Raw genomic sequence first — 26374 nt, forward strand, 5'->3', positions numbered from 1 at the left:
CGGCTCAGTTGGCGAAGCGGAAATGCAGCACGTCGCCGTCCTGCACCACGTACTCCTTGCCCTCCAGCCGCAGCTTGCCCGCGTCCCGGGCACCAGCCTCACCCTTGAGCGCGGTGTAATCCGCGAAGGCGATGGTCTCCGCCCGGATGAAGCCCTTCTCGAAATCCGTGTGGATCACGCCGGCGGCGGCCGGCGCCCGCGTGCCCTTCTCGATGGTCCAGGCCCGGGCCTCCTTCGGCCCGACGGTGAAGTAGGTGATGAGGCCGAGGAGATCGTAGCCGGCGCGGATGACGCGGTTGAGGCCCGGCTCGGTCAGCCCGACCGCCTCCAGGAACTCGGCCTGGTCGGCCCCCGGCATCACCGCGATCTCGCTCTCGATCTTGGCCGAGACCACGACGGCCTTGGCGCCCTCCGCCTTGGCGCGGGCCATGACAGCATCCGAATAGGCGTTGCCCTTGTCGGCGTCGGCCTCGTCGACGTTGCAGACGTAAAGCACCGGCTTGGCCGTCATCAGACCGAGGCTCTGGAACAGGCGCTCCTCCTCCGGCTTGCGCTCGACGAGGCGGGCGGGCCGGCCCTCGCGCAGCAGCGGCAGGGCGCGCTGGACGAGGTCAAGCGTCTCCTTGGCCTCCTTGTCGGCGCCCTTGGCCTTCTTCTCCAGGGCGACGACGCGCTTCTCGAGGCTGTCGAGGTCGGCCAGCATCAGCTCGGTCTCGATCGTCTCGATGTCGGCGGCCGGATCGACCTTGCCCTCGACATGGGTGACGTCGCCGTCGGTGAAGCAGCGGACCACGTGGGCGATGGCGTCGACCTCGCGGATATTGGCGAGGAACTGGTTGCCGAGCCCCTCCCCTTTGGAGGCGCCGCGCACGAGGCCGGCGATGTCGACGAAGGTGAGCCGCGTCGGGATGATCTCCTTGGAGGCGGCGATCCTGGCGAGATCGTCGAGGCGCGGATCGGGCACGCCGACCTCGCCGACATTCGGCTCGATGGTGCAGAACGGATAGTTCGCCGCCTGCGCCGCGGCCGTCTGCGTCAGCGCGTTGAAGAGGGTCGACTTGCCGACGTTCGGCAGGCCGACGATGCCGCATTTGAAGCCCATGATCGTCCTCAGGAATTTGGCAGGATCGTCTCAGGAGGAGCCCGAAACGGGGTCACGATGGCAGTGCCTGCGATGTCCCGGCCGTGCTGGTCCTCCTCGGAGGGAAGGAGGCGGCACCCCGTCCGGATCGCGGCTCCAAGGATGATGCCATCCCACTATTGGAAGCCGGTCCGCTCGTACAGCGACCAGGCGTCATCAATGCGACCAAGATCGGTAGGGAGATCAAGATCAGTCCCACCCAGCGCCCACCCCTTGCCATCGCGCGCTGCGGCGCCTCGCGCATGATGTCGAAGGCTCTCGTCCATCGTTACGACCACGATCTTGATCGCAGACCATCCGCTCAGCGAGCCGATAACCTGTCCCCGTGCTTTCGTGTCAATTCCTGGGATCGCTGGCGCGCTCGCCGATACCCTTGACGCCGTCCCAGCCGCGGCCGGCCATGGCGAGATGGACCTTGTTCTGGAACCCGGCATCGTCGCCGGATGCCATCAGGGCGGCGTGCTCGGCGATGGCTCGGCAGAGGTCTTCGACCCAGGCGTGCTCCGACTTCGCGAAGTCGTTGAGAACGTAGGTGTGGACCAGGGCCTTGTCGCCGGGATGGCCGATGCCGAGGCGAACGCGGCGATAATCGTTGCCGCATTGCGCGGTGATCGAACGAAGACCGTTATGGCCGGCATTGCCGCCGCCGGATTTCAGCCGGATCTTGGCCGGGGCGAGGTCGAGCTCGTCGTGCAGAACGATGACGTCGGACAGCGCGATCTTGTGGAAGCGTTGCGCTTCCGCGACCGAGCGGCCGGATTCGTTCATGAAGGTCTGGGGCTTGAGCAGGATCGCGCGTTCGGAGCCGAGACTCGCCTCGGCGATCTCGCCCTGGAACTTGCGCCGCCACGGGCTCGCCCGATGCATCCGCGCGATCTCGTCGAGGGCGAGAAAGCCGATATTGTGCCGGTTCCTCGCGTAGCGCGGACCCGGGTTGCCGAGGCCGACGATGAGCCGCATGGCGAACGCTCCGTGGCGTTGAACGAAAAGATGCCCCGGCCTCGCGGCCGGGGCATCCGTAGGGTGGGTCGAGACGAGGGCGAAACCGCCCCCGCGCCTCAATCCTCCTTCTTCTCGCTCTCGGCAGCCTCTTCGGGCGCGTCCTCGGCCTTCTCCTCGGCCGCTTCGCTGGCCTGGGCCTCGGCGATCGCAGCCTCCTCGGCTTCGACCTCGGCGCCGAGCACCGTCGGCGGCACGATGGTGGCGATCGGAGCGTCGGGGTCGCCCGCGAAGGTCGCGTTGGCCGGCAGCGTCACATCCGAGATATGGATGGAGTCGCCGATCGCGCGGCCCGTGAGGTCGATCTCGATCGCGTCGGGGATCGCATCGGCCGGCACTTCGAGGGGCAGAGTATGCAGCACGATGTTCAGCGTGCCGCCGCTCTGCTTGATGCCCGGCGCTGCATCCTCGTTCACGAAATGCGCCGGCACCTCGACGGTGAGGGTCTGGCCGGCCACGACGCGCAGGAAGTCGACGTGCAGCGGCACGCCGTTCACGGGGTCGAGCTGGAAGTCTTTGGGGATCGCGCGGGTCTTCTTGCCGCCGGCATCGATCTCGAACAGCGTCGTCTTGAAGCCGCCGGCATAGATCAGCGTGCGCGTGCGGACGAGGTCGATGGCGATGGGCTGCGGCGGCTGACCGCCACCGTAGATGATGGCGGGAACTTGACCCTGGCGACGAACGGCCCGGGCGGCCCCCTTGCCGACCCGGTCGCGTGCCACGGCCTCAAGCGGCTTTACGGCGCTCATGGCGTGATCCTTTGCGTTGATGATGGTGCCGAGTAAACGACGAAGGCCGCCCGAAACGGACGGCCCAACCGACCCCGACTGCGCCCGTGCCTCCAAGGGTGTCTGGCGGGCGCGGGGAGCCTATAGCCGCAAGAGGCCCCGAGCGCAACGTCGCGGGCGCCGTGCACGGCACCCAGAACATGGCGGGCGACGGTCCCGCCGTGAGGTCGACCGCAATTCCTGAAGTCGAGGTGAGGTCAGGGAAACCATGCTCCCCGCATGGCCGCGATGTCCCGCGATTTCGGGCACGGCGCTGACCCTTTGTTCAGGGAGTCGGCCGACCGTCCGCGCAGACGAGCGAGCGGATGCCATGACGCGACCGATTTTCTGGGCCCTGGGCGTGACGGCCTGCGCCGCCGTGTGGGGCGTCGGCCTCGCGGAGCGGTTCGACCGGCCGCGCTCGCAACCGGCGCCGATCACGGCGGCTGCCCTGCAGGTGCAGGCGGCCTCCGCGCCCGAGACGTCGTCCAATGCCCTGATCCTTCATGCCGACGCGAAGGGGCAGTTCTCCACGCAGGCGACCGTCGATGGCATGCCCCTGCGCATGCTGGTCGATACCGGCGCCACCCATTGCGCCTTCTCGGAGGAGGATGCGGAGCGGGTCGGTATCCGGGTCTACGAGCGGGACTTCACCCGCAAGATCCAGACGGCGAACGGCACTGTGGCCGCCGCCTACGTCCGCATCCCGATGATCCGGGTCGGCGCCATCAGCGTCAGGGACGTGGAGGCCGTCGTGGTCCCGCGCGGGCGCCTGTCGACCAGCCTGCTCGGCATGTCCTTCCTGCGCCGGCTCAGCGACGTGAACATGAATAAGGGCCGCCTCACCCTGCGCGGGTGAGCGCTCCCCGCGGAGGGGCTGCGGCCTTTCCCTCAAGGGTCCGTTCCGGTAAGTCGCGGTGACGCCTCGACCTCTCGTGACAAAGGCCCGCGATGTTCCCCAAGCCGCACGCTTCGCTCACGCCCAACACCTTCGAGTTCGAGCAACTCCCCCTGGTGAAGCCGACGGGCTTCCGGGAATACGACGCCCGCTGGCTGTTCCCGAAGGAGATCAACCTGATGGGCGTGCAGGCGCTGGGGCTCGGCATCGGCACGCTCGTGCACGAGATGGGCGTGCGGCCTGACATCGTGACCGGCCACGATTTCCGCGGCTATTCCTCCTCGATCAAGCTCGCGCTGATCGCTGGCATGCAGGCGGCGGGCCTCCGGGTGAAGGATGTCGGCCTCGCGCTCTCGCCGATGGCCTATTTCGGCCAGTTCGCCCTCGATTGCCCCTGCGTGGCGATGGTCACGGCCTCGCACAACGACAACGGCTGGACCGGCGTGAAGATGGGCGCCAACCGGCCCATGACCTTCGGCCCCGCCGAGATGGGGCGCCTGAAGGAGATCGTGCTCGGCGGCACCTATCAGTACCGGGACGGCGGCTCCTACGAGTTCGTCGAGGGCTTCGCCGAGACCTACCTCGCCGACCTCAAGGCCCGGGCCAAGCCGATCACGCGCAAGCTCAAGGTGGTGGCCGCCTGCGGCAACGGCACCGCCGGCGCCTTTGCCCCGCGGCTGCTCGAGGCGATCGGCTGCGAAGTGATTCCGCTCGATGTCGAGCCCGACTACACCTTCCCCCGCTACAACCCGAACCCTGAAGACCTGGAGATGCTCCACGCCATCGCCGCGAAGGTGCGGGAGACGGGCGCCGATGTGGGCCTCGGCTTCGATGGCGACGGCGACCGCTGCGGCGTCGTCGACAACGAGGGCGAGGAGATCTTCGCCGACAAGATCGGCGTGATGCTAGCCCGCGACCTCTCCAAGCTCCACCCCGGCGCGACCTTCGTCGTCGACGTGAAGTCGACCGGCCTCTACAAGACCGACCCCGAGCTCCAGGCGCAGGCCGTGAAGGCGGATTACTGGAAGACGGGTCACTCCTACATCAAGCGTCGGGTGAACGAGCTCGGCGCGCTGGCGGGCTTCGAGAAGTCCGGGCACTTCTTCTTCAACGAGCCGATCGGGCGGGGCTACGACGACGGCCTGCTGACGGCCATCGCCGTGATCGAGATGCTCGACCGCAATCCCAGCGCCTCCATGGCCGACCTCTATCGTGCCCTGCCCAAGACCTGGGGCTCGCCCACCATGTCGCCCCATTGCGACGACGAGGTGAAGTACGGGATCGTCGAGAAGGTGACCGAGCGCTTCACGCGCATGAAGGAGGCCGGCGAGACCATCGGCGGCGCCGCGATCACCGACCTCGTCACCGTCAACGGCGTGCGCGTCTCGACGGAGGACGGCACCTGGGGTCTGGTGCGCGCTTCGTCCAACAAGCCCGAACTCGTCGTTGTCATCGAGAGCCCGGTCTCCGACGCGCGGCTGCGCGAGATGTTCAAGGCCGTCGACACAGTCCTGCGCGAGAACCCGGAAGTCGGGGTCTACAACCAGACGATCTGAGGTACCGTCATGCCCGCCCGAGCGGCGTGCAACGCGCGTCGCCCGGTCAGGCGAGGGCGCGGACGTAATCCCGGAAACGGTTGCCCCGCTCCTCGAAGCTCTTGAACTGGTCGTACGAGGCGCAGGCCGGGGAGAGAAGCACCACGGGCTCAGGCGCATCCGAGGCCGCCGCGGCCTCGGCGGCGGCTTTCGTCGCAACGTCCAGGGTACCGCAGCGGGTATAGGGCACTTTGCCCTCGAGCGTCGCGGCGAAGGCCTCCGTCGCGGCGCCGATCAGGTAGGCGTGGGCCACGCGGTCGAAGAGGGGCGAGAGCGGCGCGATGCCGCCCTCCTTCGCCTTACCGCCGAGGATCCAATGGATGTCGCGGAAAGCGGAGAGCGCTTTTTCCGTGGAATCGGCGTTCGTCGCCTTGGAATCGTTGACGAAGAGCACGCGGCCGCGATGCCCGAGGGGCTCCATGCGGTGCGGCAAGCCGGGGAAGGAGCGTAGACCCGCGTCGAGCGCCGGACCCGTCACCCCGAGTGCCCGGACCGTGGCAATGGCGATGGCGGCATTCTGCCAGTTATGTGCGCCCCGCAACGTGCCGATTCCGTCGAGATCCGCCAGGCGCTCGTCGTTCGTTCCATACACCGCCGCAGCCCTAGCCGTCAGGGTGTCAGGAGCCGAGGACCCTTCGGCGACCTGAATGCGCACGAGCGCCCCCTTCCGACGCTCGGCAATGGCGCGGCTCGGCTCGTCGTCGATCCCGACGACCGCAAGATCTGCAGCTACGATCAGCCGCTCCTTGATCGCCGCGTAGTTCTCCATCGTCCCGTGTCGGTCGAGGTGATCCGGCGTGATGTTGAGGAGGACGCCGACGCTCGGATCGAGGGTGGGCGTCAGGTCGATCTGGAACGAGGACATCTCGATCACGTGGACGCGGTTCGCAGCCGGTGGGGCCAGCGAGAGGATCGCCGTGCCGATATTGCCGCCCATCTGCACATCCCAGCCGGCATGGGCGAGGACGTGAGCGATCAGGGCCGTCGTGGTCGACTTGCCGTTGGTGCCGGTGATGGCGATGAAGGGAGATCCCTGCGCAACGGCGCGACGCTCGCGACAGAACAGCTCGATGTCGCCGATGATCTCGATGCCGGCGCGCTTCGCGAGGGCAACGGTCCAATGCGGTTCGGGATGGGTGAGCGGTACGCCCGGCGACAGGATGAGCGCCGAAAAGGCCGACCAATCCGCATCGCGCAGATCGCCGGTCACAACGCCCTGAGCTTGCGCCCGCGCCATGCTCTCCGGGCTGTCGTCACAGGCGACGACGCGGGCGCCGCCCGCCTGCAGCGCCAGGGCCGTGGCAAGCCCGGAGCCGCCCAGCCCGAACAGGGCGACGGTGCGGCCCGCGAAGGTGATGACGGGCGTCATGGCACTAGCGCAGCTTCAGGGTCGCGAGCCCGGCGAGCGCCAGGATGAAGGCGATGATCCAGAACCGGATCACGACCTGCGGCTCCTTCCAGCCCTTCTGCTCGAAATGGTGATGGATCGGCGCCATTCGGAAGACGCGCTTGCCCGTCAGCTTGAAGGAGGCGACCTGGATGATCACCGACATCATCTCCAGCACGAACAGCCCGCCGACGATGGCGAGCACGATCTCGTGCTTCGTCGCCACCGCGATGGTGCCGAGGAGACCTCCGAGCGCCAGCGAGCCGGTGTCGCCCATGAAGATCTGGGCCGGCGGCGCATTGAACCAGAGGAAGCCGAGCCCCGCCCCGATCACCGCGCCGCAGACGACCGCGAGTTCGCCGGTGTCGCGGACGTAGTTCACCTGGAGGTAGCCCGCCGTGAAGACGTTGCCGACGAGGTAGGCGATCACGCCGAAGGTGCCGCAGGCGATCATAACGGGGACGATGGCGAGCCCATCGAGGCCGTCGGTCATGTTCACGGCGTTGCCCGAGCCCACGATCACGAAGGCGGCGAACAGCACGTAGAACCAGCCGAGGTTCAGCAGCGCGTCCTTGAAGACGGGAAAGGCGAGCTGGTTCTGCAGCGCCGGCGGCGAGTAGACTGCAATCAGCGTGCAGGCCGCGATCGCGATGGCCGCCTCGAGGAGCAGGCGGAAGCGGCCGGAAAACCCCTTGTGCGACTGCTTCGTGACCTTGAGGTAGTCGTCGTAGAAGCCGATCGCCCCGAAGCCCAGCGTCACGGTGAGCACGATCCAGACGTAGTGGTTGCGCGGGTTGGCCCAGAGCAAGATCGCAACGATGGCGCCGGCCAGGATCATCAGCCCGCCCATGGTCGGCGTTCCGCGCTTGGTGAGCAGGTGGGTCTGCGGCCCGTCCTCGCGGATCGGCTGGCCCTTGCCCTGGCGCAGGCGCAGCAGCGAGATGATCCAGGGCCCGAACCAGAACACGAACAGGCCCGCCGTGAACAGCGCGCCGCCGGTCCGGAAAGTGATGTAGCGGAAGACGTTGAGGGGCGAGAGCGTCCCGCTCAGGTCCGACAGGAGATACAGCATCGGGACTCGATCGCGGTGAGTTTCAGGAGGATGGCTCGGGTCCGGAAGGCCGCGGGCCTCGGCCCCTGGATCAGGGAGCCGCCGCCTTCGACGACTCGCGCCCGCTTTCCGGGCTCGCGTAGCGGGCTTTGAGGGCTTCGACAATCCGGCCCATGCGGATGCTGTTCGAGCCCTTCACCATGACGGCGTCGCTCGGGCGCAGGGCGCCGAGCACAGGATCGACGAGGTCGGCCGAATTCAGGGCCGCGATGCCGCGGCGGCTGAGCGGCAGCGCTTCGAACAGGTGCCCCATCAGCGGCCCTGCCGTGAAGACGAGGTCGATCCCGCTCGCCTCGACCGCCTGTGCGAGGTCGCGATGATGCTCCTCCGCCGAGCCACCGAGCTCCAGCATGTCGCCGAGCACGGCGATGCGGCGGCCGCGGGAACCGATGTCGAGGGAAGCAAGGGTCGCCAGCGCCGCCCGGATCGAGGCCGGGTTGGCATTGTAGCTCTCGTCGACCAGCACGGCCTCGCCGTCGCCGACGGACAGCATGGTGCGCTCACCGCGCCCGACCGGAGGCTTCAGACCCGCAAGAGAGAGCGCGGCGCGGGCGAGGTCGGCGCCGAGCGCGTGAACGACGGCCATGACGCCAAGTGAGTTCATGGCAACGTGCCGGCCCGGGGTGCCGAGCTGGTAGGTGACGGGAATCCCCATGACCGTCGCGTCGATGATGGATAGGTCCGGACGCAGGACGATGCGCAGCGCGCGCACATCCGCTTCCGGATGCTCGCCGAAGCTGATCACGCGACCCGCCCGCGAGGCCAGGGCGTGGGCGAGCAGGCGCGAGAAATTCGGGTTGTCCCGGTTGACGATGGCGACGCCGCAGGGCTCGAGCCCGAAGAAGATCTCGCCCTTGGCGTCGGTGATGGCGGAGAGGGAGCGGAAATGCTCGATATGGACGGGCTCGACCGTCGTGATCAGCGCAATGTCGGGCCGAACCATGCGGGTCAGCGGCACGATCTCGCCGCCGTGGTTCATGCCGATCTCGAAGACGCCGAAGCGGCTCGCGGCCGGCATCCGCGTCAGGGTCAGCGGCACGCCCCAATGGTTGTTGTAGGAGGCGAGCGAGGCGTGCGTCGGCCCCTGCGCCGCGAGCACGTGGCGCAGGGCCTCCTTCGTGCCGGTCTTGCCGACGGAACCCGTCACCGCGACGATGGCCGCGCCGGTTCTCTCGCGGGCGGCCTGCCCGAGCCGACGCATGGCGCCCAGGACGGGATCGTCGGCTCCGGCAGGGACCGCCAGGACGCCGCCCGCGCCTGCGAACTCCCCGGCCCGCGCCGCCTCGACGACGGCCGCGCCGGCGCCGCGAGACAGCGCGTCACGGACGAAGTCGTGACCGTCGCGGGCCTCGCCGCGGATGGCGAAGAACAGGTCGCCTGGCTGCAGCGTCCGCGTGTCGATCGAGGCGCCGGTGATGGGTTTCAGGATGCCGTGCAGGGTGCCGCCGGTCGCGGCGATCAGGGCATCGGGCGTCCAGAGGGGAGCTTCAGCCAGGGGGGTGGTCATGTCTGCCGCTCCGCGATCGCCGCCCGGACCGCATCGTGATCCGAGAAAGGCAGCACGCTTGTCCCGACGATCTGGCCGGTTTCGTGGCCCTTGCCGGCCACGACGAGCACGTCGCCGGGCGCGAGGCCTCGCACGGCTGTTCGAATCGCGTCGGCGCGATCACCGATCTCGCGGGCGCCGGGCGCCGCGGCGAGGATCGCGGCGCGGATGGCGGCAGGGTCCTCGGTCCGCGGATTGTCGTCCGTGACGATGACCAGATCGGCCTTCTCGGCGGCGATGGCACCCATGATCGGCCGCTTGCCGCGGTCGCGGTCGCCGCCGCAGCCGAAGACGCAGGTCAGGCGGCCGGTGGCGAAGGGCCGGAGAGCGGTGAGCACGCTGTCGAGCGCCTCGGGCTTGTGGGCGTAATCCACGAGACAGAGGGCGCCGTTGACCTCGCCGACCCGCTCCATGCGGCCGGGCACGCCCGTGAGATGTTCGAGGGCCGAGAGGATCGGCGCCGTCGCACTCGTGCCGGTCGCCGCCATCACGAGGCCGGCGGCGACCAGGGCGTTCTCGACCTGAAAGGCGCCGACGAGGGGCAGGCGCACGAGGTGCCGTGTCTCGCCTCCCCTCCCCGCAGCGATCGTCAGGACCTGTGAGAAGCCTTCGGTGCGCGCATCGAGGAGCGTCAGGTCCGTTCCGGCGCGGCCCGTGGTCATCACCTCGTGGCCCGCCCGACGCGCCGCCTCCGTGACGCGATCGGCATAGGCGCCGTCCGCGTTGACCACCGCCGGGGCGCCCGCAGGCAGCAGCTCGGTGAAGAGGCGAAGCTTGGCTTCGAGGTAGGCCTCGATGGTCGGATGGTAGTCGAGATGGTCGCGGCCGAGATTGGTGAAACCGGCCGCCTTGATCCGGACCCCGTCGAGCCGGCGCTGCTCGATGCCGTGGGAGGAGGCCTCCATGGCAAGATCGGTGATGCCCTCCTCGACCAGCCTCGCCAGCGTCTGGTGGAGCGTCACAGGGTCGGGCGTGGTCAGCGAGCCGTAGGCCGTGCCCTTGGCGGTGACGATGCCCACCGTCCCGAGGCTGGCGGATTCCCGTCCTAGCCGCTGCAGGATCTGGCGGACGAAATCGGCGACCGAGCTTTTTCCGCTCGTGCCGGTCACGGCCAGGATGGTGTCGGGTTGGCGCCCGCAGAACCGGGCCGCCACGAGGGCGAGCGCCCGGCGGGCATCGGCCACGGCCACCCAGACGGCGTCCGGTGCAAGATCCGCCGGCCGCTCGCCCTCGCCGACGATTGCCGCGGCGCCGGCCTCGAAGGCCTTGTTCGCGAAGGTCCGGCCGTCGACGACGGTGCCCGGCACGGCGACGAAGACGCCGCCGGAGACGACACGGCGGCTGTCCGCCGTGATGCCATGGACGCGACGGTTCGAGGCCGGGGTCTTTGCCGCCTCGGGCAGCAGATCGCCGAGCGTCGGCTCGGTCATCGCCCGTCGACCTGCGTCGCGTGGTAGGCGCCGAGCTTCACCATCAGCGGGAAGGGCTTCACCGGCGGCTCGAATTGCGGGGGCAGGCCGAGGACGGGGGCGACGCGCTCGATCACGCGTCCCGTGACCACACCCGAGTTCCAGGCGGCGGTGGCGTAGCCGCCCGTCTCGGGCAGGCCCTGCGGCTCGTCCATGAGCGTCACGAAGAGATATCTCGGCTTGTCCATGGGTGCCGCCGCCATGAAGGTCGTGAACAGGCGGTTCTTCACGTAGCGCCCGTTGATCACCTTTTCCGCCGTGCCGGTCTTGCCGCCGATGTAATAGAGGGGCACCGAAGCCTTGCGCGCGGAGCCTTCCGTGGCGTTGAGGCGCATGATGAAGCGCATCGCCTCGCTGGTCTGCGGCTGCAGGACCCGCACCGCCTTTGCGCGCGCCGTCGCCTCGTCGGTCTTCAGGAAGGTCGGGGTAATGAGTTCGCCGCCATTCACGATGGCGCCGACGGCCGCGGAAGCCTGGAGGGGCGCCACCGCGAGGCCGTGACCGAAGGCGATGGTGATCGTGTTGATCTCGGTCCAGCGCCCCGGGACGATCGGCTCGGCGCTCTCCGGCAGCTCGGTCCGCATTCGGTCGAGGAGGCCCATCTTCTTCAGGAAGGCCTTGTGCCCGGGCACGCCGACGCCCAGCGCCATCTTGGCCGAACCGATGTTCGAGGAATGCGTGAACACCTCCGGCATCGTGATGACACGGTTGGTGCCGTGATACTCGTGGATCTTCTGGCGGCCCCAGCTCAGCACGCCGCCACGGGTGTCGAAGGTCGAGTTGACGTTGTACTTGCCGGAATCGAGCGCCATCGCCAGCGTCATCGCCTTGAAGGTCGAGCCCATCTCGTAGACGCCGACATTCATCCGGTTGATCCGGTCGGGCAGCTGAGCGTCCGCGGGCTCGTTCGGATCGAAGTCCGGCAGGGAGGCGAGCGCGATCACCTCGCCCGTGTTCACGTCGAGGATGAGGCCCGCGGCGGCTTTGGCCTTGAAGTGGCCGACGCCCCAGGCGAGCTCGTCGCGCAGCGCGTGTTGCGCCCGCAGGTCGAGGGAGAGCTGGACGGGCTTCAGGTCGGTCTGCTTCGAGACGAAGCCGAGGCTGTTGAGGTCCTTCAGGCCGCGCGAGTCGATGTACTTCTCGATGCCGGCAATGCCGGCATTGTCGAGGTTCGTCACCCCGAGGATGTGGGCGGCCGCAACCCCGTTCGGGTAGACGCGCTTGTGGTCTGGCAGGAACCCGACGCCGGGGATGCCGAGCCTGTGGACTTCCGCCTGCTGCTTCGGGGTGATCTCGCGCTTGACCCAGACGAAGCCCTTCTTGGTCGAGAGCTTGGCGCGCAGCTCCGTGGCGTTCACCTCGGGCAGGACGGCGGTGAGGAGCTCGACCGCCTCGTCCTTGTCGTAGATGTTCTTGGGCTCGGCGAAGACCGAGACCGTGCGGATGTCGGTCGCCAGGATCTCGCCGTTGCGATCGACGATGTCGGGCCGGAAGGCGGTATTGGCCGAGGCCGCCACCCGCTGCTCGGAACCGTCGCGGACGGGAAAGGCCGCCATCGTGACGAGCCGCACGCCGATCGTAGCGAAGACGGCGGCGAAGCCGAGCCCGACGAGGCCGACGCGGGCATGGCTGCGCTCGATCGCGAGACGGAACATCGCGCGGAACGTGTCGAGGAATGGCCGCGCCGGCTCTGCGACGACGGTCTCCGCGTCCGGATCCTGCACGGTTTCAGTGGAAGCGCCTTCGGACACGGGGACTACCTCGAAGCCGTGGTCGGTGTTTTGGTGGGCGTGGTCGTCGTGCGCGTCGGCGTCGTGCGAACCAAGGTCGAGCCCGTGGTGCGCGGCTCGCCAATGGCCGGCTTCTCCTTGGGCGTCGCCGTGGCCGCGAGCAGGCGGCCGATCTCGTCGCCGCGGTTGGCTCGCGGCGGCAGGTCGGCGAGCCGCGCGAGATGGGTCGTGCCGATCGGCTCCAGGGCGAGGTGGCGCTCGACGGCAGCCTGAAGCCGGTCGGGCCGGGTCAGGAGCTGCCATTCCGCGCGCAGGACGGCGATCGCCTGCCGCTCCTTGTGAAGCTGCGACTTCGCCTTGGAGACCTGACCAGCCTGATAGAGCGTGTCGTATTTGATCGAGTAGGCGTAGGCCGCCGATCCAATCAGGCCGAGCACGGCGAGGACGTTGAGAAGGCGGATCACCGGCGCGTTCCTCCGCTCTTGCCCGTTCGTGCCGGCAATGCGGCGAGCGCCTCGATCGCCGTCAGCGGCGCGGGCGTCGGAGCCTCCGTGCGCTCGACGGCCCGCAGCTTGGCGGAGCGGGCGCGCGGATTGGCGGTCAGCTCCGCGTCTGAGGGCAGGACGGGCCCCTTGGTCGCGAGGGTGAAGCTGCGCGGGGCCGGCGCCTCGAGGCTCGGCACGTGACGCGAGGCCTGCGCCGCACGGCCGCTGCGCGTCGCGAAGAACTGCTTCACGATCCGGTCTTCCAGCGAGTGGAAGGTCACCACCGCGAGGCGTCCGCCCGGCTTGAGGATGCGCTCGGCGGCGTGCAGCGCCTGCACGAGCTCGCCGAGCTCGTCATTCACCGCGATGCGCAGGCCCTGGAACGTGCGGGTTGCCGGATGGATGCCGTTGGCGGGGTCGGACCAGACGACGCCGGCGACGAGTTCGGCGAGCTGCGCCGTGGTTTCGATTCGCGCGCGCCGACGCGCCTCGATGATGGTGCGGGCCACGGCGCGGGCGCGCCGCTCCTCGCCGTAATGGAACAGGATGTCGGCGAGGTCGGCCTCGTCGGCGTCGTTGACGAGGTCGGCGGCGCTGGTGCCCGAGCGCTCCATGCGCATGTCGAGCGGGCCGTCGTGCCGGAAGGAGAAGCCGCGCTCCGCCTGGTCAAGCTGCATCGACGAGACGCCGATATCGAGCACGATCGCGTCGACCTGCTGATGCCCGTGCGTGCGAAGGATGTCGTCGAGCGTACCGAAGCGGCCGTGTGCGAGCGTCAGCCGTCCCTTCGCCTTCTTGGCGAGGTCCGCCCCGGCCGCGATGGCGCCGGGGTCGCGATCGATGGCGATGACGTGCACGTCGCCCTCGGCGGCCAGCATGGCCCTCGTGTAGCCGCCGGCGCCGAAGGTACCGTCGACGGCCAGCGTCGCGCCAGTGAGATCCAGTGCCGTCATCACCTCGTGCAGCAGAACCGGCACGTGGGGGGTGCGGTCGGCAGTCGGAGGAACGGTGCGCGCGGGGGGCTTCATCGCGTCAGTCCGGCCCCGCGCCGACCGGCGCCACCTGCAGGATTGGGGGAGGCAGTCGGTGAGCGGCTCATGCGTCCCTGCGAGCGGCATGGGCCGCGTTGCGGCCCGTCGAGACGTGGTGATCCCGGGCGAGCGGCTGTCGCGGCCGGAGGCGCGGCGACGCGCCCTGGTATCACCGGGTGCGTCCGCTGATCCGAAAATCGCCGCTGACGGGATGAGTCCGGGTACCATGTGCCTCTGAGCGTCGTCAACGCGCCGAGCGGACGCGAACGGCTTCAGGCCGGACGGCGTCGATCGTGAAGCGATCTGACCTCAGCAAGGTTAACCGAGCGTAAGTTTTTCGCCGCGAGCTGTCTCGGATTGGAGCGAGCCGGGGCGCGAGCGGATCAGCCGGCCTATAAGCCGGGTTCTGTAGGGCCCGGGAGCAAGCTCCCGGACGTGGCGGCCATTCCTCTGGGACGATCGTTGCCGAACGCCTCGAGCAACCAACCCGGGCGACTGAGCCTGGAGAGCGGGCTTGCCCCGCCCCTTCCGAGGCGGCGCGTATCGCCCCTATTCGGTCTTGCTCCCGGTGGGGTTTGCCGTGCCGTCCGCGTTGCCGCGTCCGCGGTGCGCTCTTACCGCACCCTTTCACCCTTACCCTGAAGACAGGGCGGTCTGCTCTCTGTGGCACTATCCCTGGGGTCGCCCCCGCCGGAGGTTATCCGGCACCGTCTCTCCATGGAGCCCGGACTTTCCTCCCCGGACCGGAATCCGGAGCGGCCGCCCGGCCGGCTGATCCGGCCCGGATGTGCGCCGCCGGAGGCGACCGGGTCAAGCGCGGCGACCCCTAGGCTGGTGCGATGGGTCGGTTGCCGCGCCGCGCAAACGCGCCATTTCCTGGCGGCGGGGCTCGGCGCCTTCGTGGCCCGGCTCCGAATTCGAGGAGACGAACATGGCGACGAATTACACGGCATGGACCCTCGATGCGGTCCAGCAGCTCACCGAGATGGCGCGGGAGCGCGTTCCGGTCTCCGTCATGAGCCTCAAGCTGAAGCGGCCGATCGAAACCGTCTCGGCCAAGCTCGCCGAGCTCGGCATCGTCCCTGCGCCCGAGACGCCGGAGGGCTGAACCGCCAACGCGTATGGCCCCGCGAGGCGCCCTCGCCCCGCGGGTGCCGGTCGGTTCACCAGGTCCCAGTGTTCTCCATGGAGGCCCAGGGCTCCTGCGGCGGCTTGGCCTCGCCCTTCTGCAGGAGCTCGATCGAGATCCCGTCGGGCGATTTGACGAAGGCCATGTAGCCGTCGCGCGGCGGCCGGTTGATGGTGACGCCCCGCTCCTGCAGGCGCGCGCAGAAGGCGTAGATGTCGTCGACCTGATAGGCGAGGTGACCGAAGTTCCGCCCGCCCGAATAGCTCTCCGGATCCCAATTATAGGTGAGCTCGATGAGGGGCGCCTTGGTCTCCTTGGCCCTCTCATAATCGCCGGGTGCTGCGAGGAAGACGAGGGTGAAGCGGCCCTTCTCGTTCTCGATGCGGCGCGTCTCCTTGAGGCCGAAGGTGTCGACGTAGAAGGCGAGCGCCTTGTCGAGGTCCGCAACGCGAACCATCGTGTGCAGATATTCCATGACTTCGAACTCTCCCGGCTGGTGAAGGCCTATCTGGGTTGGCCCAGGCCGGCGTCAACGCCGGTCGCAGGCACGGTTCGATCGCCCGCGGGAATGCGCTAGAGCCTTCCTCGGCGCCCCGAGCCGGAGACCGTGATGCGCACCGAAACGCCGACCATGATCCGCCTGGAGGATTATCGCCCCAGCGACTACCTCATCGATCGCGTCGAGCTGGACGTCCGGCTGCATTCACGGGAGACGCGAATCACAGCGACGCTCGCGATGCGCCCGAATCCGGTCGGTCGTGCGGGTGCGCCGCTGGTGCTCGACGGCGAGGATCTGACGCTCGTCTCGCTCGCCCTCGACGGGCAGCCGCTCTGCCCGGACGCTTACGGTCTCAATGCGACGAGCCTGACCCTGCCGAACCCTCCGTCCGAGTCCTTCACCCTACGGATCGAGACGCAGGTCAACCCCACCGCGAACACCCGCCTGATGGGCCTCTACCGCTCGAACGGCGTCTACTGCACACAATGCGAGGCGGACGGCTTCCGGCGGATCACCTACTTCCTCGACCGGCCCGACGTGATGGCGGTCTACACGACCCGCATCGAGGCGGACCTTGACGAGGCGCCGGTGCTCCTCGGCAACGGCAACCCGGCGGACTCGGGTCCGGCCGGGGACGGCAGGCACTACGCGATCTGGCACGATCCCCATCCCAAGCCGGCCTACCTTTTCGCGCTCGTGGGCGGTCGCCTTGATCGCGTCTCGGGCTCCTTCACGACGATGGAGGGGCGAACGGTCGATCTCGGGATCTATGTCGAGCCAGGCCAGGCGGCGCGGGCGGAATATGCCCTGGACGCCGTCATCCGCTCGATGGCCTGGGATGAGCAGGCCTTCGGCCGCGCCTACGACCTCGACGTCTTCAACGTCGTCGCCGTGTCCGACTTCAACATGGGCGCGATGGAGAACAAGGGCCTCAACATCTTCAACGACAAGTTCGTGCTCGCAAGCCCGGAGACCGCGACCGACGCGGATTACGCCAACATCGAGGCGATCATCGCCCACGAGTACTTCCACAACTGGTCGGGCAACCGCGTCACCTGCCGGGACTGGTTTCAGCTCTGCCTAAAGGAGGGGCTGACGGTCTTCCGCGACCAGGAATTCTCGTCGGACACCCGCTCGCGGGCCGTGCACCGGATCTCGGAGGTGCGCACGCTGCGCGCCCGGCAGTTCCCGGAGGATGCTGGACCCCTCGCCCATCCGGTCCGACCGAACCAATACGCCGAGATCAACAACTTCTACACGGCCACCGTCTACGAGAAGGGCGCGGAGATCGTCCGCATGCTCCGCACCCTGATCGGTGGGCAAGCCTTCCGGACCGGCATGGATCGCTACTTCGCGACCTGCGACGGCACCGCGGCGACGGTCGAGGATTTCCTGGCGGCCTTCGAGGCCGTCACGTCCCGGGACCTCTCGGCCTTCGCGCGCTGGTACGAGCGGCCGGGCACGCCGACCGTCAGCATCACGGGCGATTACGACCCGGAGGCAAAGACCTATCGGATCAACTTTCGCCAGAGTCTTCCCGGGACGGAGGGACCGCCCCTGGTGATTCCGGTGGTCCTCGGACTCGTCGGGCCCGAGGGGGCCATGGACGAGGCACGGGCGGAGCGCGCGCCCGGCGGGGTGTTCGCGCTGGAGCAGGAGACCGATACACTCACCTTCTCGAACGTCGCGGCGGCGCCCGTCCCCTCGCTGTTCCGAGGGTTCTCGGCACCCGTGCGGGTCGCGTTCGAGGCAACCGACGCGCAGCACCTGCTGCTCCTGCGACACGATACGGACCCGTTCAACCGCTGGCAGGCGGCCCAGAGCGTCGGCATGCGCCTCGTGATCCGCTGGGCGGGAAGCGACAGCCCCGAGGCCGCGGAGGCCGATGCGCTCGTTGAGGCGCTTGGCGCCTTCCTGGACGCGGAAGCGCTGCGCGACCCCGCCTTCGCGGCGCTGATTCTGAGCCTGCCTAGCGAAGGCGACATCGCCAACGAGATCGGAATCGGGAGCGCCGTCGATCCCGACGCGATCCGCATGGCACGCGAAACCTTGCGGCGTCGGATCGGAGAGAGATTGTCCGACCGCCTCGCCCAGCTGCGCGGCGACCTCGCCGACCGGCCCGGCACGCCCTTCAGCCCGGATGCCGCCTCTGCCGGCCGCCGGGCGCTCCGGAACGCAGCCCTCGACCTGATCGCCGTCGCCGACCCGATCGCGGGCGTCGATCTCGCAGGCGAACAGATCGCAACGGCGACCAACATGACGGACCGCCTCGCCGGTCTCGGGGTCCTCGCCCTGATCGCGGGTCCGCAGCGCGAGGCGGCCCTGAAGGATTTCGCGGAGCGCTTCAGGTCGGAGCCCCTCGTCCTCGACAAGTGGTTCGCGATCCAGGCCACGATTCCCGAAAGTGGAACGTTGGAGCGGATCGCCGCCCTGCGCCAGCATCCCACCTTCTCGAACACCAACCCGAACCGGGTGCGGGCGCTGATCGGAAGCTTCAGCTCCGGAAATCCGACCCAGTTCAACCGCGCCGATGGCGCCGGCTACGCCCTGGTCACCGATGCGGTTCTCGCCCTCGATCAAAGCAATCCTCAGCTGGCCGCCCGGCTCCTGACGGCGTTCGGATCGTGGCGGATGCTCGAGCCGAACCGCCGATCTGTGGCGCACAAGGCACTCGACCGAATCAGGTCGCAGACGGAGCTCTCGCGCGACGTCTCGGACATCGTGACGCGAACACTCGCTGAGATGGTAAACATTTGAAATTTCAAGTAATTTTCGGTCTCGTCCCCGGACGCGGCCGTGGATGTTGCCGCTCTGCAGAGTCAAGGATCCCACGAAGAAACCCGTGGACAAATCGCCTGTGGAAATGTTCATATACCAGCGATTCGGAGCGTGACTCGACACCACGCGGCGGACGACTCACCGTTATTGCGAGGTCTGGTCATGCTGGAGGCGGATTCCGCTTCCCTGTCCGCGCGCGCGGATACGATACTGGGCATCCACCGGCCGCAGCATGGCGCGCACCTGCGCTTTATCCGTATCGAGACTTGGCTGCGCTACGCGTTGCCGGCTCTGCTCGCGACGTTCCTGATTTGCCTGGCGACGACGGCTTTCCTGCACCTGCGGACGCAGCGTGACGACGCGATCCGCAACGCTGCCGCCGATGTCGAGGTCTTCACGCGGCTTGCCGCCGCCGCGCTCGCCGATTCCGATCTGTCGCCGTCTACCGGCGCCAAACTCACCCGTCGCCTCGCCGATCTTCTCCCGCTGCCCCTACTGAGCTCCGGGCGGCGCGTGCTGGTCGTCTCGGCCGATGACGCCATCCTCGCCGCTCATCCAGCCGTCTCCGCGCCCTCGGCTACGCTGACGGGCTACGTCGGCGAGTTGCAGGTCCTCACCACCCTGGGCGAGCACGCCGGCGTCATGACCCTGACGCTGGCAGGCGGCGAGACTGTCATCGCCGCCGTCCGGAGGCTTGCCGGCGGCGGCCAGGTGGCCGTGTTGCAGCCCATCGAGGAGATCACGAGTGCCTGGGCTCTGCGCATGCGCAACCAAGCGATTCTTCTCGGGGCCGCGAGCCTCGTGATCATCGGCATCGGTTTCGCCTACGCCCTGCAGACGCGCCGTGCCCACGCGGTGGATCGGGTCTGCGAGCAGATCAAGCAGCGCCTCGACACCGCACTCGGGCGCGGGCGTTGCGGCCTTTGGGATTGGGACATTCCCCGCGGCCGCATCTACTGGTCGGATTCGATGTACGCCCTGCTCGGCTACCAGCGCGAGCGCGAGTTCCTTTCCTTCGGCGACGTGAACGCCCTCGTGCACCCCGACGACGGCGACCTCTACAGCCTGGCGCGTCATCTCGCGGCAAGCCAATCCACCGTCGATCACGAGTTCCGCGTCCGCGGCGCGAGCGGCGCCTGGGTCTGGCTCCGCACCCGCGCCGAGATCGTGCCGGACCCGGCCGATGGTGGACGGCACCTCGTCGGCATCGCCGTCGACGTCACCGAGCAGCGCAACATCGCCGAATCCAGCGCCACCGCCGACATACGCCTGCGCGATGCGGTCGAGGCGATCTCGGAGGCCTTCGTGCTCTGGGACACGAGCAACCGCCTCGTTCTCTGCAACTCGAAGTTTCGCGACCTTCACGCTCTCGGCCCGGACGATACGGCGCCCGGTCGGCGCTACCACGAGATCATGGGCCGCGGCGCGCTCCCTCCGGTGCGAAGAGAGCTTCGAGACATCGAAGCGTCCGGGGCGACAGCGCGAACCTTCGAAGCGGAACTCACGGACGGCCGCTGGCTCCAGGTCAGCGAACGTCGGACGAAGGACGGCGGCTACGTCTCCGTCGGCACAGACATCACCAATCTGAAGCGGCACCAAGAACAACTCGTCACCTCGGAACGTGAGCTGATCGAGACCGTCAAGGACCTGAAGCGGTCGCGGCGAACCCTGGAGCTGCAGACGCAGCAGCTCGCCGACCTTGCCGAGCGCTACCTCGACCAGAAGGCGCAGGCCGAGACCGCCAACCAGGCGAAATCCGAATTCCTCGCCAACATGAGCCACGAGCTGCGCACGCCACTCAATGCGATCATCGGCTTTGCCGAGCTGATGGAGACCGAGGTCTGCGGTCCGCTCGGATCACCGCGGTATTCCGAATATTGCCGGGACATTCGTTCGAGCGGCGACTACCTGCTCTCGGTCATCGACGACATCCTCAATATGTCGCGCATCGAGGCGCAGAGCGTGAGGCTTGCCAAGCGGGAGATCGCCGTCCAGCCTGCCGTCGACAACGCGCTCAAGCTCGTCGCGGAGACGGCCAGGGCAAAGGCCCTGACCGTCACGGTGGATCTGGCGCCGGGGCTACAGGTGCTCGCCGACGAGCGCGCCTTTCACCAGATCCTGGCGAACCTCCTCCAGAACGCCGTGAAGTTCACGCCCGGCGAGGGCCGCATCATCGTCCGTGCCAGGCCCGCCGGCGAGTACGTGCACCTCTACATCGAGGACAGCGGCATCGGCATTCCCAAGGCGGCCCTGCGCCGGCTCGGCCAGCCGTTCCAGCAGGTCGAGAACAACCTCACGCGCAGCTACAAGGGCTCGGGCCTCGGCCTCGCCATTGCCCGCTCGATGGCCGAGCTGCATGGTGGCGGCCTGCGCATCCGCTCCGAGGAGGGGTTCGGAACGATCGTCCTCGTGCGACTGCCGGTTCCGACCGCTGAGCGGCTGCGGGATGTCGCCTTCGAGGCCACGCAGGAAACCGTCGCCTCCCTGCGCGACGCGGCCGGGGCGAGCCCCCGTGCCTGTGACCGCCTGTCTCCGACCGCCTGAGAGTCGCAGCTTAAGTCAGCAGCCGGTCGAACAGGGTCCGCACTGCTGCACGCTCGGCCTCGAGTTGTGCCGCGAGACTCTTGGAATCCGGCAGGCCGAGGGCCGAGGCGAGCCGCGACAGTGCGATCGGCGAGGCAACGGTTGGATCCCCCTCCACCATGAGGCGCTGCCAGTGATGCACGTCGTCGAACAGGCGGTAGGCGCTTGTCAGCTGCTCCGCAGCGTCCGGACTGAGGAGCCCGTCGGCGGTTGCACGCTCGAAAACTTGGCTGGTGTCGAGACCGACGAGTTCAGGTAGGCGATCGGCATGGCCGAGCGTGAGGGCTTGGCCCAAGAAATCGAGGTCGAGGAGCCCACCCGGTGCAAGTTTCAGGTCGAGTGGGCCACGGGCCGGCTTCTCGCGCTCGACCGTCACCCGCATCTCGCGCACCGCCCGGTTCACCGCGGTCGGCTCCCGAGGGGTGGAGAGCGTGGCACAGATCGCATTCTGCAGATCCCGGCCGAGGGTCGCGTCGCCCGCGACGACCCGCGCCCGCGTCAGAGCCATATGCTCCCAGAGCTCGGCCTCCTCACGCTGGTAGGTCAGGAAGCCCCGAAGCTGCGTTGCGATGGGCCCCTGACCGCCGCCGGGACGTAGGCGGAGATCGACCTCGTAGAGCCGACCGCGGCGCGTGGGCACCGTGAGGGCTGCGACGAGGCGCTGAGTCAGCCGGTTGTAGGCCACCGCAGCGTCGAGGGGACGGGGACCCGTGCTGACGCGATCCTCGGGATCGAAATCGTAGACGACGACGAGGTCGAGATCGGAATCGGCGGTGAGCTGATGCGAGCCGAGGCGCCCAAACCCGAGGACGGCGAGGCGACCTCCGGGAACATGACCGTGCTCTGCAAAGAAGGTCTCCGACACGGAACGGACCGTCGAGGCGATCACGGCATCGGCGATCGCCGCGAAGGCCTTGCCGGCGCCGACTGGGGCAATGATGCCGGACAGCAGACGGGCGCCGGTTACGAAGCGCAACTGCCGGGCGGCATCGCGACTGCGATCGAGGAAATCCTCCTGATCCGTCGGACGCCCCACGAGCCCGTCATACTGCGCAGCCATGCCGGAACCATCGTCCGGCACTACGAAGGCCGGGTCGATCACGGCGTCGAGCACGTGCGGGCTGAAGGCGACGATCTCGGCCAAGCGCGGCGCCGTACCGAGAATGTCGGCGAAGAGCAGCCGCAGCCGCTCGTTGGAGCGCAGGATCGTCAGAAGTTCCAGCGCCGCCGGCATGCGGGCGAAGGCCCGATCGAGCGTGTCGAGCGCAGCATCGGGCTGCGCCGTGCCCCCGAGTGCCTGAATCAGACTGGGCACGAGCTCGGTCAGAACTTCGCGTGCCCGCGCGGTCCGGATGGCGGGTCTGCGCCCGAAGTGCCAGCCGCGCACCGTTTCCACCGCGCGCTCCGGCTCGCGGAAGCCGAGCTTGCTCAGAGTCGCGAGGGTCGCAGGATCGTCGCCGGTGCCGCTGAAGACGAGATCGCCCGCCTCCGACGACAGGTCCGGCTCGGCCTCGAAGAGCAGGGCGTAGTGGCCCTGCACATGACGGGCATGGTCGAGCAGAACCGCCTCGAACGCGGCAGCCGAGCCAAAGCCGCTGAACTGCGCGAAGCGCTCAAGCGCGTCGGCATCGGACGGCAGGCGTTGAGTCTGCTCGTCGCGGAGCATCTGCAGTCGGTGCTCGACCGTCCGCAGGAAATCGTAGGCCGCGGTGAGGTCGTCCCGAGCCGCCGCATCGATCCAGCCATCGGCGGCGAGGTTCGCCAGGGTCTCGACGGTCCGCCGTCCCCGCAAAGACGGACGACGTCCGCCGAAGACGAGCTGCTGCGTCTGCGCGAAGAACTCGATCTCTCGGATGCCGCCGCGCCCGAGCTTGATGTCGTGACCGGCGACCGCGATGGTGTCGTGCCCGCGCACCGCATGGATCTGCCGCTTCATGGCGTGCACGTCGGCGATCGAGGCGAAGTCGAAGTACTTGCGCCAGACGAAGGGTCGGAGATCCGAGAGGAAGCGCGTGCCCGCAGCCAAATCGCCGGCGACCGGCCGCGCTTTGATGAAGGCGGCGCGCTCCCAATTCTGACCGAGCGTCTCGTAATAGATGAAGGCGGAGGCTACCGAGAGCGCCGGCGGCGTCGAGCCGGGATCGGGCCGCAGACGGTAATCGACGCGATGGACGTAGCCGTCGGCCGTGCGCTCCTGCAGCAGCTTGGCAACGCCTTGCGCCAGCTTGGAGAAGAAGGGCGTCGGCTCGAGACCGGGCTTCAGCGGTGCGATGTCGGGATCGAAGAAGAGAACAAGATCGACGTCGCTCGAGTAGTTCAGCTCTCCTGCCCCGAGCTTGCCGAGCCCGAGGACGATGAGGCCGGAGCCGGCTTGCGGGTCGGCGGGATTGGGCGGCAGGAACCGCCCGGCCGCCGCGGCCTGGCGCAGGAGCGCTTCGGTCGCGGCTGCGATCGAGGCATCCGCGAAGTCGGAGAGCGCCGCAGTGACCGCATCGAGCCGCCAAACCCCACCGATGTCGGCAAGAGCTACGAGAAGCGCGTGATCACCCCGATTTCGGCGCAGAAGGCAGCCGATTTCGGTCAGGTCTGCGCCAGCGCCTGCAGCCCGTTGCCTGGCAACGATCTCGGCATTCGCAACTTCCGGCGAGGTCTGACACAGGGCAACGAGACGCGCTGGGTCACGAGATGCCAGTTGCCAGAGGAAGGGCGAATGGTCCGCAAGCCCGAGAAGCAGGGCACGCAATGGCTCCGTGAGGAAGCGTTTGGGAAACTTCCCTGCGATCTCGGCCAGCCTTGCAGCAGCGCCCTTCTGATCCGAGAGCACCGGCGCCTTCGTCAGGCGAGCCCTGAGTGAGTCGTCGCCCCTCATGATCGCCCGAATCCCGCCAGGGACGGCAAGGCCAGGATCGCTCGCAAACCGGGAGCGTTGTCCTCGAGGACCAGGGTGCCCTGGTGAAGCCGGGCGACCGCGTTGACGAGACTAAGACCGAGCCCGAAGCCTGGGCGCGACCGCGCCTCCTCCAGGCGTACGAAACGGTTGAGAACCCGGCCCCGCTCCGTCTCCGGAACGCCAGCTCCCTGGTCGACCACGAGGAGACGGACCACAGGCCCATCGCGGCGCGCCTCGACGCGAACGCCTTTCGCACCGTACTTTGCGGCATTGTCGATCAGGTTGGCGAGCGCCTGTCCTACGAGCTCGCGACTGCCGCGCAGCATCAATCCCTCCTCGGCCACGACGTCGAAGCTGAGACCACGCTCGGTCACGAGCGGCTCGTAGAGTTCAGCGACCTCCCGCGTCACGCGACCCGCGTCGAACACGGACATGGTCTCGGTGCCGCCAGCTTCCAGCCTCGCGATCATGAGGAGCGCATCGAAGACCCGCATCAGCGCGTCGCTCTCCTCGATCACCCCCTCCAGCGCCATGCGCATCGCCTCGGGCGTTTCAGCGGTCCGTAGCGCCTCATCCGCCCGGTTTCGCAGGCGTGTCAGGGGCGTCTTGAGATCATGCGCGATGTTGTCCGAAACCTCACGCAAGCCTCGCATCAGCTCGCTCATGCGTCCCAGCATGGCGTTGAGATTGTTCGCCAAGCGGTCGAGTTCGTCACCAGTCCCGGCGACGTTGAGGCGCCCGTCGAGATCGCCTGCCATGATCCGGCGCGTCGTCTCCGTCATGTCATCAACCCGTGCGAGGACGCGGCGAGCCACGAACCAGCCACCCGCCACGCCGAGGATCACCACGAGAGCCAGGGACGAACTCAAGGTCCGGCCGATCACGGAGCGCAGGCGGTCGCGCTCCTCGACATCGCGCCCGACGAGGAGCCGGAAGCCCCCGGGAAGCGTGAAGATCCGCATGATGGCGCGGTGGTCGAGATCCTCGGACTCACCGCGCCGAGCATAGGCCGACTCAGTCTGACCGGGCGCAGCCAGGATACGGGGCGGCACGGCCCCGACATTGCCGACGAGGCGCTCGCCCGCAGCTGTCGTGACGAGATAGAGAGAGGCGCCGGGCTCGTTCGCCCGTCGCTCGACGGTGGCGATGAGGCGGCGTAGCCCGCCGGCGTTGTACTGCTCGGACAGACCGTTGATCTCGGCCTCGATCGTCGAACCGATCTGATCGTCGAGAGCCCTGCTTGCATTCCAGGCCACGTAGCCGAGGGCCAGGAAGGCGAAGGTCGCGAAGATGATGAGATAGACGAAGGACAGCTTGAACGCCGTCGTGCGGAAGAGCTTCCCGAACCGCGCCGATGCGCTCTCGCGCAAGTGGGCGGCCTGCACGCCCGTCACGAGGCGCGCGCCTCGTCGGTCCGAAGCATGTAGCCCGTGCCGCGGATTGTATGGATGATCGGGCGCTCGAAGCCCTTGTCGACCTTGGCCCTTAGCCGGGAGACGTGGACGTCGATGACATTGGTCTGAGGATCGAAGTGGTAGTCCCAGACATGTTCGAGCAGCATCGTGCGCGTCACGACCTGTCCCGCATGCTGCATGAGGTACTCGAGGAGCCGGAACTCCCGAGGCTGCAGCGGGATCTCCTGACCATCGCGGCTGACCCGGTGCGAGAGACGGTCGAGTTCAAGGCCACCAACCCGGTAGGACGTCGCTTCTCCGGCAGCCGGCGCGGTGCTGCGGCGGGCCAGGACCTCGACGCGCGCGAGAAGCTCGGAGAACGCGTAGGGCTTGGGCAGATAATCGTCGCCGCCGGAGCGAAGACCTTTCACGCGATCATCGACCTGCCCGAGGGCGGAAAGGATGACGACCGGCGTTGCAATCCCCTGCTCCCGAAGCGAGCGGATCAAGGACAATCCGTCGAGCTTGGGCAGCATCCTGTCGACAACGAGAACTTGGTAGCCGCCCTCCTGAGCGAGAGCGTAGCCTTCAAGCCCGTCAATCGCGAAATCCGCGACGTGTCCGGCTTCCCGGAAAGCCTTGACGAGGAAGGAGACCGCTTCGCGGTCGTCCTCGATGATGAGGAGGCGCATGCGAAACAGATAGAAGCTGTTCCAGAACGCCGAAAGGGCCGACCCTTGCGAGGGCGGCCCTTTTCGGAGGCTCGTTCGTCTACTTCATCGTTTGTGAGGGGCTGTGTTTGTCCTGTGCCGGTCTGGTGGCTCGAGCGGTGTGCCCAGAACCCGATCCCATCTCGAACTCGGCCGTTAAACACACCAGCGCCCATGGTACTGTGTCTCAAGACACGGGAGAGTCAGTCGCCGCCAGACCCGCTCAAGACAA

At 68.1% G+C, this 26374-nt stretch carries 19 protein-coding genes, 1 rRNA gene and 1 other RNA gene; 6 read left to right on the plus strand and 15 right to left on the minus strand.

The window, feature by feature from the left end; translation table 11 throughout:
• Window positions 1–4 precede the first annotated feature (4 nt).
• The 3 genes from ychF to MFF55_RS14390 all read right to left on the minus strand — a co-directional run bounded on the left by ychF (window position 5) and on the right by MFF55_RS14390 (window position 2889).
• On the minus strand, window positions 5–1102 hold the full coding sequence (ychF, locus tag MFF55_RS14380) for a redox-regulated ATPase YchF (protein ID WP_238244792.1): 1098 nt from the start codon (window positions 1100–1102) through the stop codon (window positions 5–7).
• Window positions 1103–1477: 375 nt separating this feature from the next.
• The gene (pth, locus tag MFF55_RS14385) at window positions 1478–2101 is read right to left on the minus strand and encodes an aminoacyl-tRNA hydrolase (protein WP_238244793.1); all 624 of its coding nucleotides are present in this window, start codon (window positions 2099–2101) and stop codon (window positions 1478–1480) included.
• A 98-nt stretch (window positions 2102–2199) separates the two neighbouring features.
• Window positions 2200–2889 (minus strand): 50S ribosomal protein L25/general stress protein Ctc, encoded by a 690-nt coding sequence (locus tag MFF55_RS14390; RefSeq protein ID WP_238244794.1) that lies wholly within the window; start codon window positions 2887–2889, stop codon window positions 2200–2202.
• Between the two features lie 349 nt (window positions 2890–3238).
• Here MFF55_RS14390 and MFF55_RS14395 point away from each other — a divergent pair, with 349 nt between their 5' ends.
• Both MFF55_RS14395 and MFF55_RS14400 read left to right on the plus strand, forming a co-directional pair.
• Complete coding sequence (locus tag MFF55_RS14395; RefSeq protein ID WP_238244795.1) at window positions 3239–3766, plus strand: retropepsin-like aspartic protease family protein; 528 nt, start codon at window positions 3239–3241, stop codon at window positions 3764–3766.
• 92 nt (window positions 3767–3858) lie between these two features.
• Window positions 3859–5361, plus strand: coding sequence for a phosphomannomutase/phosphoglucomutase (locus MFF55_RS14400; RefSeq protein ID WP_238244796.1), 1503 nt, complete (start codon window positions 3859–3861; stop codon window positions 5359–5361).
• A 46-nt stretch (window positions 5362–5407) separates the two neighbouring features.
• On the opposite strand, the gene murD is transcribed toward MFF55_RS14400, so the two are convergent.
• From murD to rnpB, 8 genes are all read right to left on the minus strand, one after another.
• Entirely contained in the window at window positions 5408–6769 is a 1362-nt protein-coding gene (murD, locus tag MFF55_RS14405) for a UDP-N-acetylmuramoyl-L-alanine--D-glutamate ligase (protein ID WP_238244797.1), read from the minus strand.
• A 4-nt stretch (window positions 6770–6773) separates the two neighbouring features.
• Complete coding sequence (mraY, locus tag MFF55_RS14410) at window positions 6774–7859, minus strand: phospho-N-acetylmuramoyl-pentapeptide-transferase (protein WP_238244798.1); 1086 nt, start codon at window positions 7857–7859, stop codon at window positions 6774–6776.
• Between the two features lie 70 nt (window positions 7860–7929).
• The gene (locus tag MFF55_RS14415) at window positions 7930–9405 is read right to left on the minus strand and encodes a UDP-N-acetylmuramoylalanyl-D-glutamyl-2,6-diaminopimelate--D-alanyl-D-alanine ligase (protein WP_238244799.1); all 1476 of its coding nucleotides are present in this window, start codon (window positions 9403–9405) and stop codon (window positions 7930–7932) included.
• Window positions 9402–10874, minus strand: a complete 1473-nt coding sequence (locus MFF55_RS14420; protein ID WP_238244800.1) for a UDP-N-acetylmuramoyl-L-alanyl-D-glutamate--2,6-diaminopimelate ligase — start codon at window positions 10872–10874, stop codon at window positions 9402–9404. Before MFF55_RS14420 ends, MFF55_RS14415 begins: the two co-directional genes overlap by 4 nt.
• Window positions 10871–12664, minus strand: coding sequence for a peptidoglycan D,D-transpeptidase FtsI family protein (locus MFF55_RS14425; RefSeq protein WP_238244801.1), 1794 nt, complete (start codon window positions 12662–12664; stop codon window positions 10871–10873). The genes MFF55_RS14420 and MFF55_RS14425 overlap by 4 nt, the downstream gene beginning before the upstream one ends.
• 5 nt (window positions 12665–12669) lie before the next feature.
• A complete protein-coding gene (ftsL, locus tag MFF55_RS14430; protein WP_238244802.1) occupies window positions 12670–13107 on the minus strand; it encodes a cell division protein FtsL in 438 nt (145 codons plus the stop codon).
• Window positions 13104–14156, minus strand: a complete 1053-nt coding sequence (gene rsmH, locus MFF55_RS14435) for a 16S rRNA (cytosine(1402)-N(4))-methyltransferase RsmH (RefSeq protein WP_238244803.1) — start codon at window positions 14154–14156, stop codon at window positions 13104–13106. Before rsmH ends, ftsL begins: the two co-directional genes overlap by 4 nt.
• Before the next feature lie 382 nt (window positions 14157–14538).
• An RNA gene (rnpB, locus tag MFF55_RS14440) (RNase P RNA component class A) lies at window positions 14539–14934 on the minus strand.
• A gap of 156 nt (window positions 14935–15090) precedes the next feature.
• On the opposite strand from rnpB, the gene MFF55_RS14445 reads away from it, so the two are divergent.
• The gene (locus MFF55_RS14445) at window positions 15091–15267 is read left to right on the plus strand and encodes a hypothetical protein (RefSeq protein WP_238244804.1); all 177 of its coding nucleotides are present in this window, start codon (window positions 15091–15093) and stop codon (window positions 15265–15267) included.
• A gap of 55 nt (window positions 15268–15322) precedes the next feature.
• On the opposite strand, the gene MFF55_RS14450 is transcribed toward MFF55_RS14445, so the two are convergent.
• Window positions 15323–15763, minus strand: coding sequence for a VOC family protein (locus MFF55_RS14450; RefSeq protein WP_238244805.1), 441 nt, complete (start codon window positions 15761–15763; stop codon window positions 15323–15325).
• A 135-nt stretch (window positions 15764–15898) separates the two neighbouring features.
• Between MFF55_RS14450 and pepN the strand changes: the two genes are divergently transcribed.
• Window positions 15899–18544, plus strand: coding sequence for an aminopeptidase N (gene pepN / locus MFF55_RS14455; RefSeq protein WP_238244806.1), 2646 nt, complete (start codon window positions 15899–15901; stop codon window positions 18542–18544).
• Between the two features lie 183 nt (window positions 18545–18727).
• Complete coding sequence (locus tag MFF55_RS14460; RefSeq protein WP_238244807.1) at window positions 18728–21109, plus strand: PAS domain-containing sensor histidine kinase; 2382 nt, start codon at window positions 18728–18730, stop codon at window positions 21107–21109.
• Window positions 21110–21119: 10 nt separating this feature from the next.
• Here the strand turns inward: MFF55_RS14460 and MFF55_RS14465 are convergent, their stop codons facing one another.
• The 3 genes from MFF55_RS14465 to MFF55_RS14475 are packed head-to-tail and all read right to left on the minus strand — an operon-like array spanning window position 21120 to window position 26124.
• Complete coding sequence (locus tag MFF55_RS14465; protein WP_238244808.1) at window positions 21120–24017, minus strand: bifunctional [glutamine synthetase] adenylyltransferase/[glutamine synthetase]-adenylyl-L-tyrosine phosphorylase; 2898 nt, start codon at window positions 24015–24017, stop codon at window positions 21120–21122.
• The gene (locus MFF55_RS14470) at window positions 24014–25432 is read right to left on the minus strand and encodes a sensor histidine kinase (RefSeq protein ID WP_238244809.1); all 1419 of its coding nucleotides are present in this window, start codon (window positions 25430–25432) and stop codon (window positions 24014–24016) included. Before MFF55_RS14470 ends, MFF55_RS14465 begins: the two co-directional genes overlap by 4 nt.
• Window positions 25429–26124 (minus strand): response regulator transcription factor, encoded by a 696-nt coding sequence (locus tag MFF55_RS14475; protein ID WP_238244810.1) that lies wholly within the window; start codon window positions 26122–26124, stop codon window positions 25429–25431. Before MFF55_RS14475 ends, MFF55_RS14470 begins: the two co-directional genes overlap by 4 nt.
• Window positions 26125–26245: 121 nt before the next feature.
• Between MFF55_RS14475 and rrf the strand changes: the two genes are divergently transcribed.
• Window positions 26246–26361: ribosomal RNA gene (rrf, locus tag MFF55_RS14480) — 5S ribosomal RNA — on the plus strand.
• The last annotated feature ends 13 nt before the right edge of the window (window positions 26362–26374 follow it).

It is taken from the genome of Methylobacterium iners, from assembly GCF_022179305.1.
Classification (GTDB): domain Bacteria; phylum Pseudomonadota; class Alphaproteobacteria; order Rhizobiales; family Beijerinckiaceae; genus Methylobacterium; species Methylobacterium iners.

Coding starts and splice junctions, on each gene's coding strand:
- ychF (WP_238244792.1), bottom strand. CDS start 1,102: ATGGGCTTCAAATGCGGCATCGTCGGCCTGCCGAACGTCGGCAAGTCG.
- pth (WP_238244793.1), bottom strand. CDS start 2,101: ATGCGGCTCATCGTCGGCCTCGGCAACCCGGGTCCGCGCTACGCGAGG.
- MFF55_RS14390 (WP_238244794.1), bottom strand. CDS start 2,889: ATGAGCGCCGTAAAGCCGCTTGAGGCCGTGGCACGCGACCGGGTCGGC.
- MFF55_RS14395 (WP_238244795.1), top strand. CDS start 3,239: ATGACGCGACCGATTTTCTGGGCCCTGGGCGTGACGGCCTGCGCCGCC.
- MFF55_RS14400 (WP_238244796.1), top strand. CDS start 3,859: ATGTTCCCCAAGCCGCACGCTTCGCTCACGCCCAACACCTTCGAGTTC.
- murD (WP_238244797.1), bottom strand. CDS start 6,769: ATGACGCCCGTCATCACCTTCGCGGGCCGCACCGTCGCCCTGTTCGGG.
- mraY (WP_238244798.1), bottom strand. CDS start 7,859: ATGCTGTATCTCCTGTCGGACCTGAGCGGGACGCTCTCGCCCCTCAAC.
- MFF55_RS14415 (WP_238244799.1), bottom strand. CDS start 9,405: ATGACCACCCCCCTGGCTGAAGCTCCCCTCTGGACGCCCGATGCCCTG.
- MFF55_RS14420 (WP_238244800.1), bottom strand. CDS start 10,874: ATGACCGAGCCGACGCTCGGCGATCTGCTGCCCGAGGCGGCAAAGACC.
- rsmH (WP_238244803.1), bottom strand. CDS start 14,156: ATGAAGCCCCCCGCGCGCACCGTTCCTCCGACTGCCGACCGCACCCCC.
- MFF55_RS14445 (WP_238244804.1), top strand. CDS start 15,091: ATGGCGACGAATTACACGGCATGGACCCTCGATGCGGTCCAGCAGCTC.
- MFF55_RS14450 (WP_238244805.1), bottom strand. CDS start 15,763: ATGGAATATCTGCACACGATGGTTCGCGTTGCGGACCTCGACAAGGCG.
- pepN (WP_238244806.1), top strand. CDS start 15,899: ATGCGCACCGAAACGCCGACCATGATCCGCCTGGAGGATTATCGCCCC.
- MFF55_RS14460 (WP_238244807.1), top strand. CDS start 18,728: ATGCTGGAGGCGGATTCCGCTTCCCTGTCCGCGCGCGCGGATACGATA.
- MFF55_RS14465 (WP_238244808.1), bottom strand. CDS start 24,017: ATGAGGGGCGACGACTCACTCAGGGCTCGCCTGACGAAGGCGCCGGTG.
- MFF55_RS14475 (WP_238244810.1), bottom strand. CDS start 26,124: ATGCGCCTCCTCATCATCGAGGACGACCGCGAAGCGGTCTCCTTCCTC.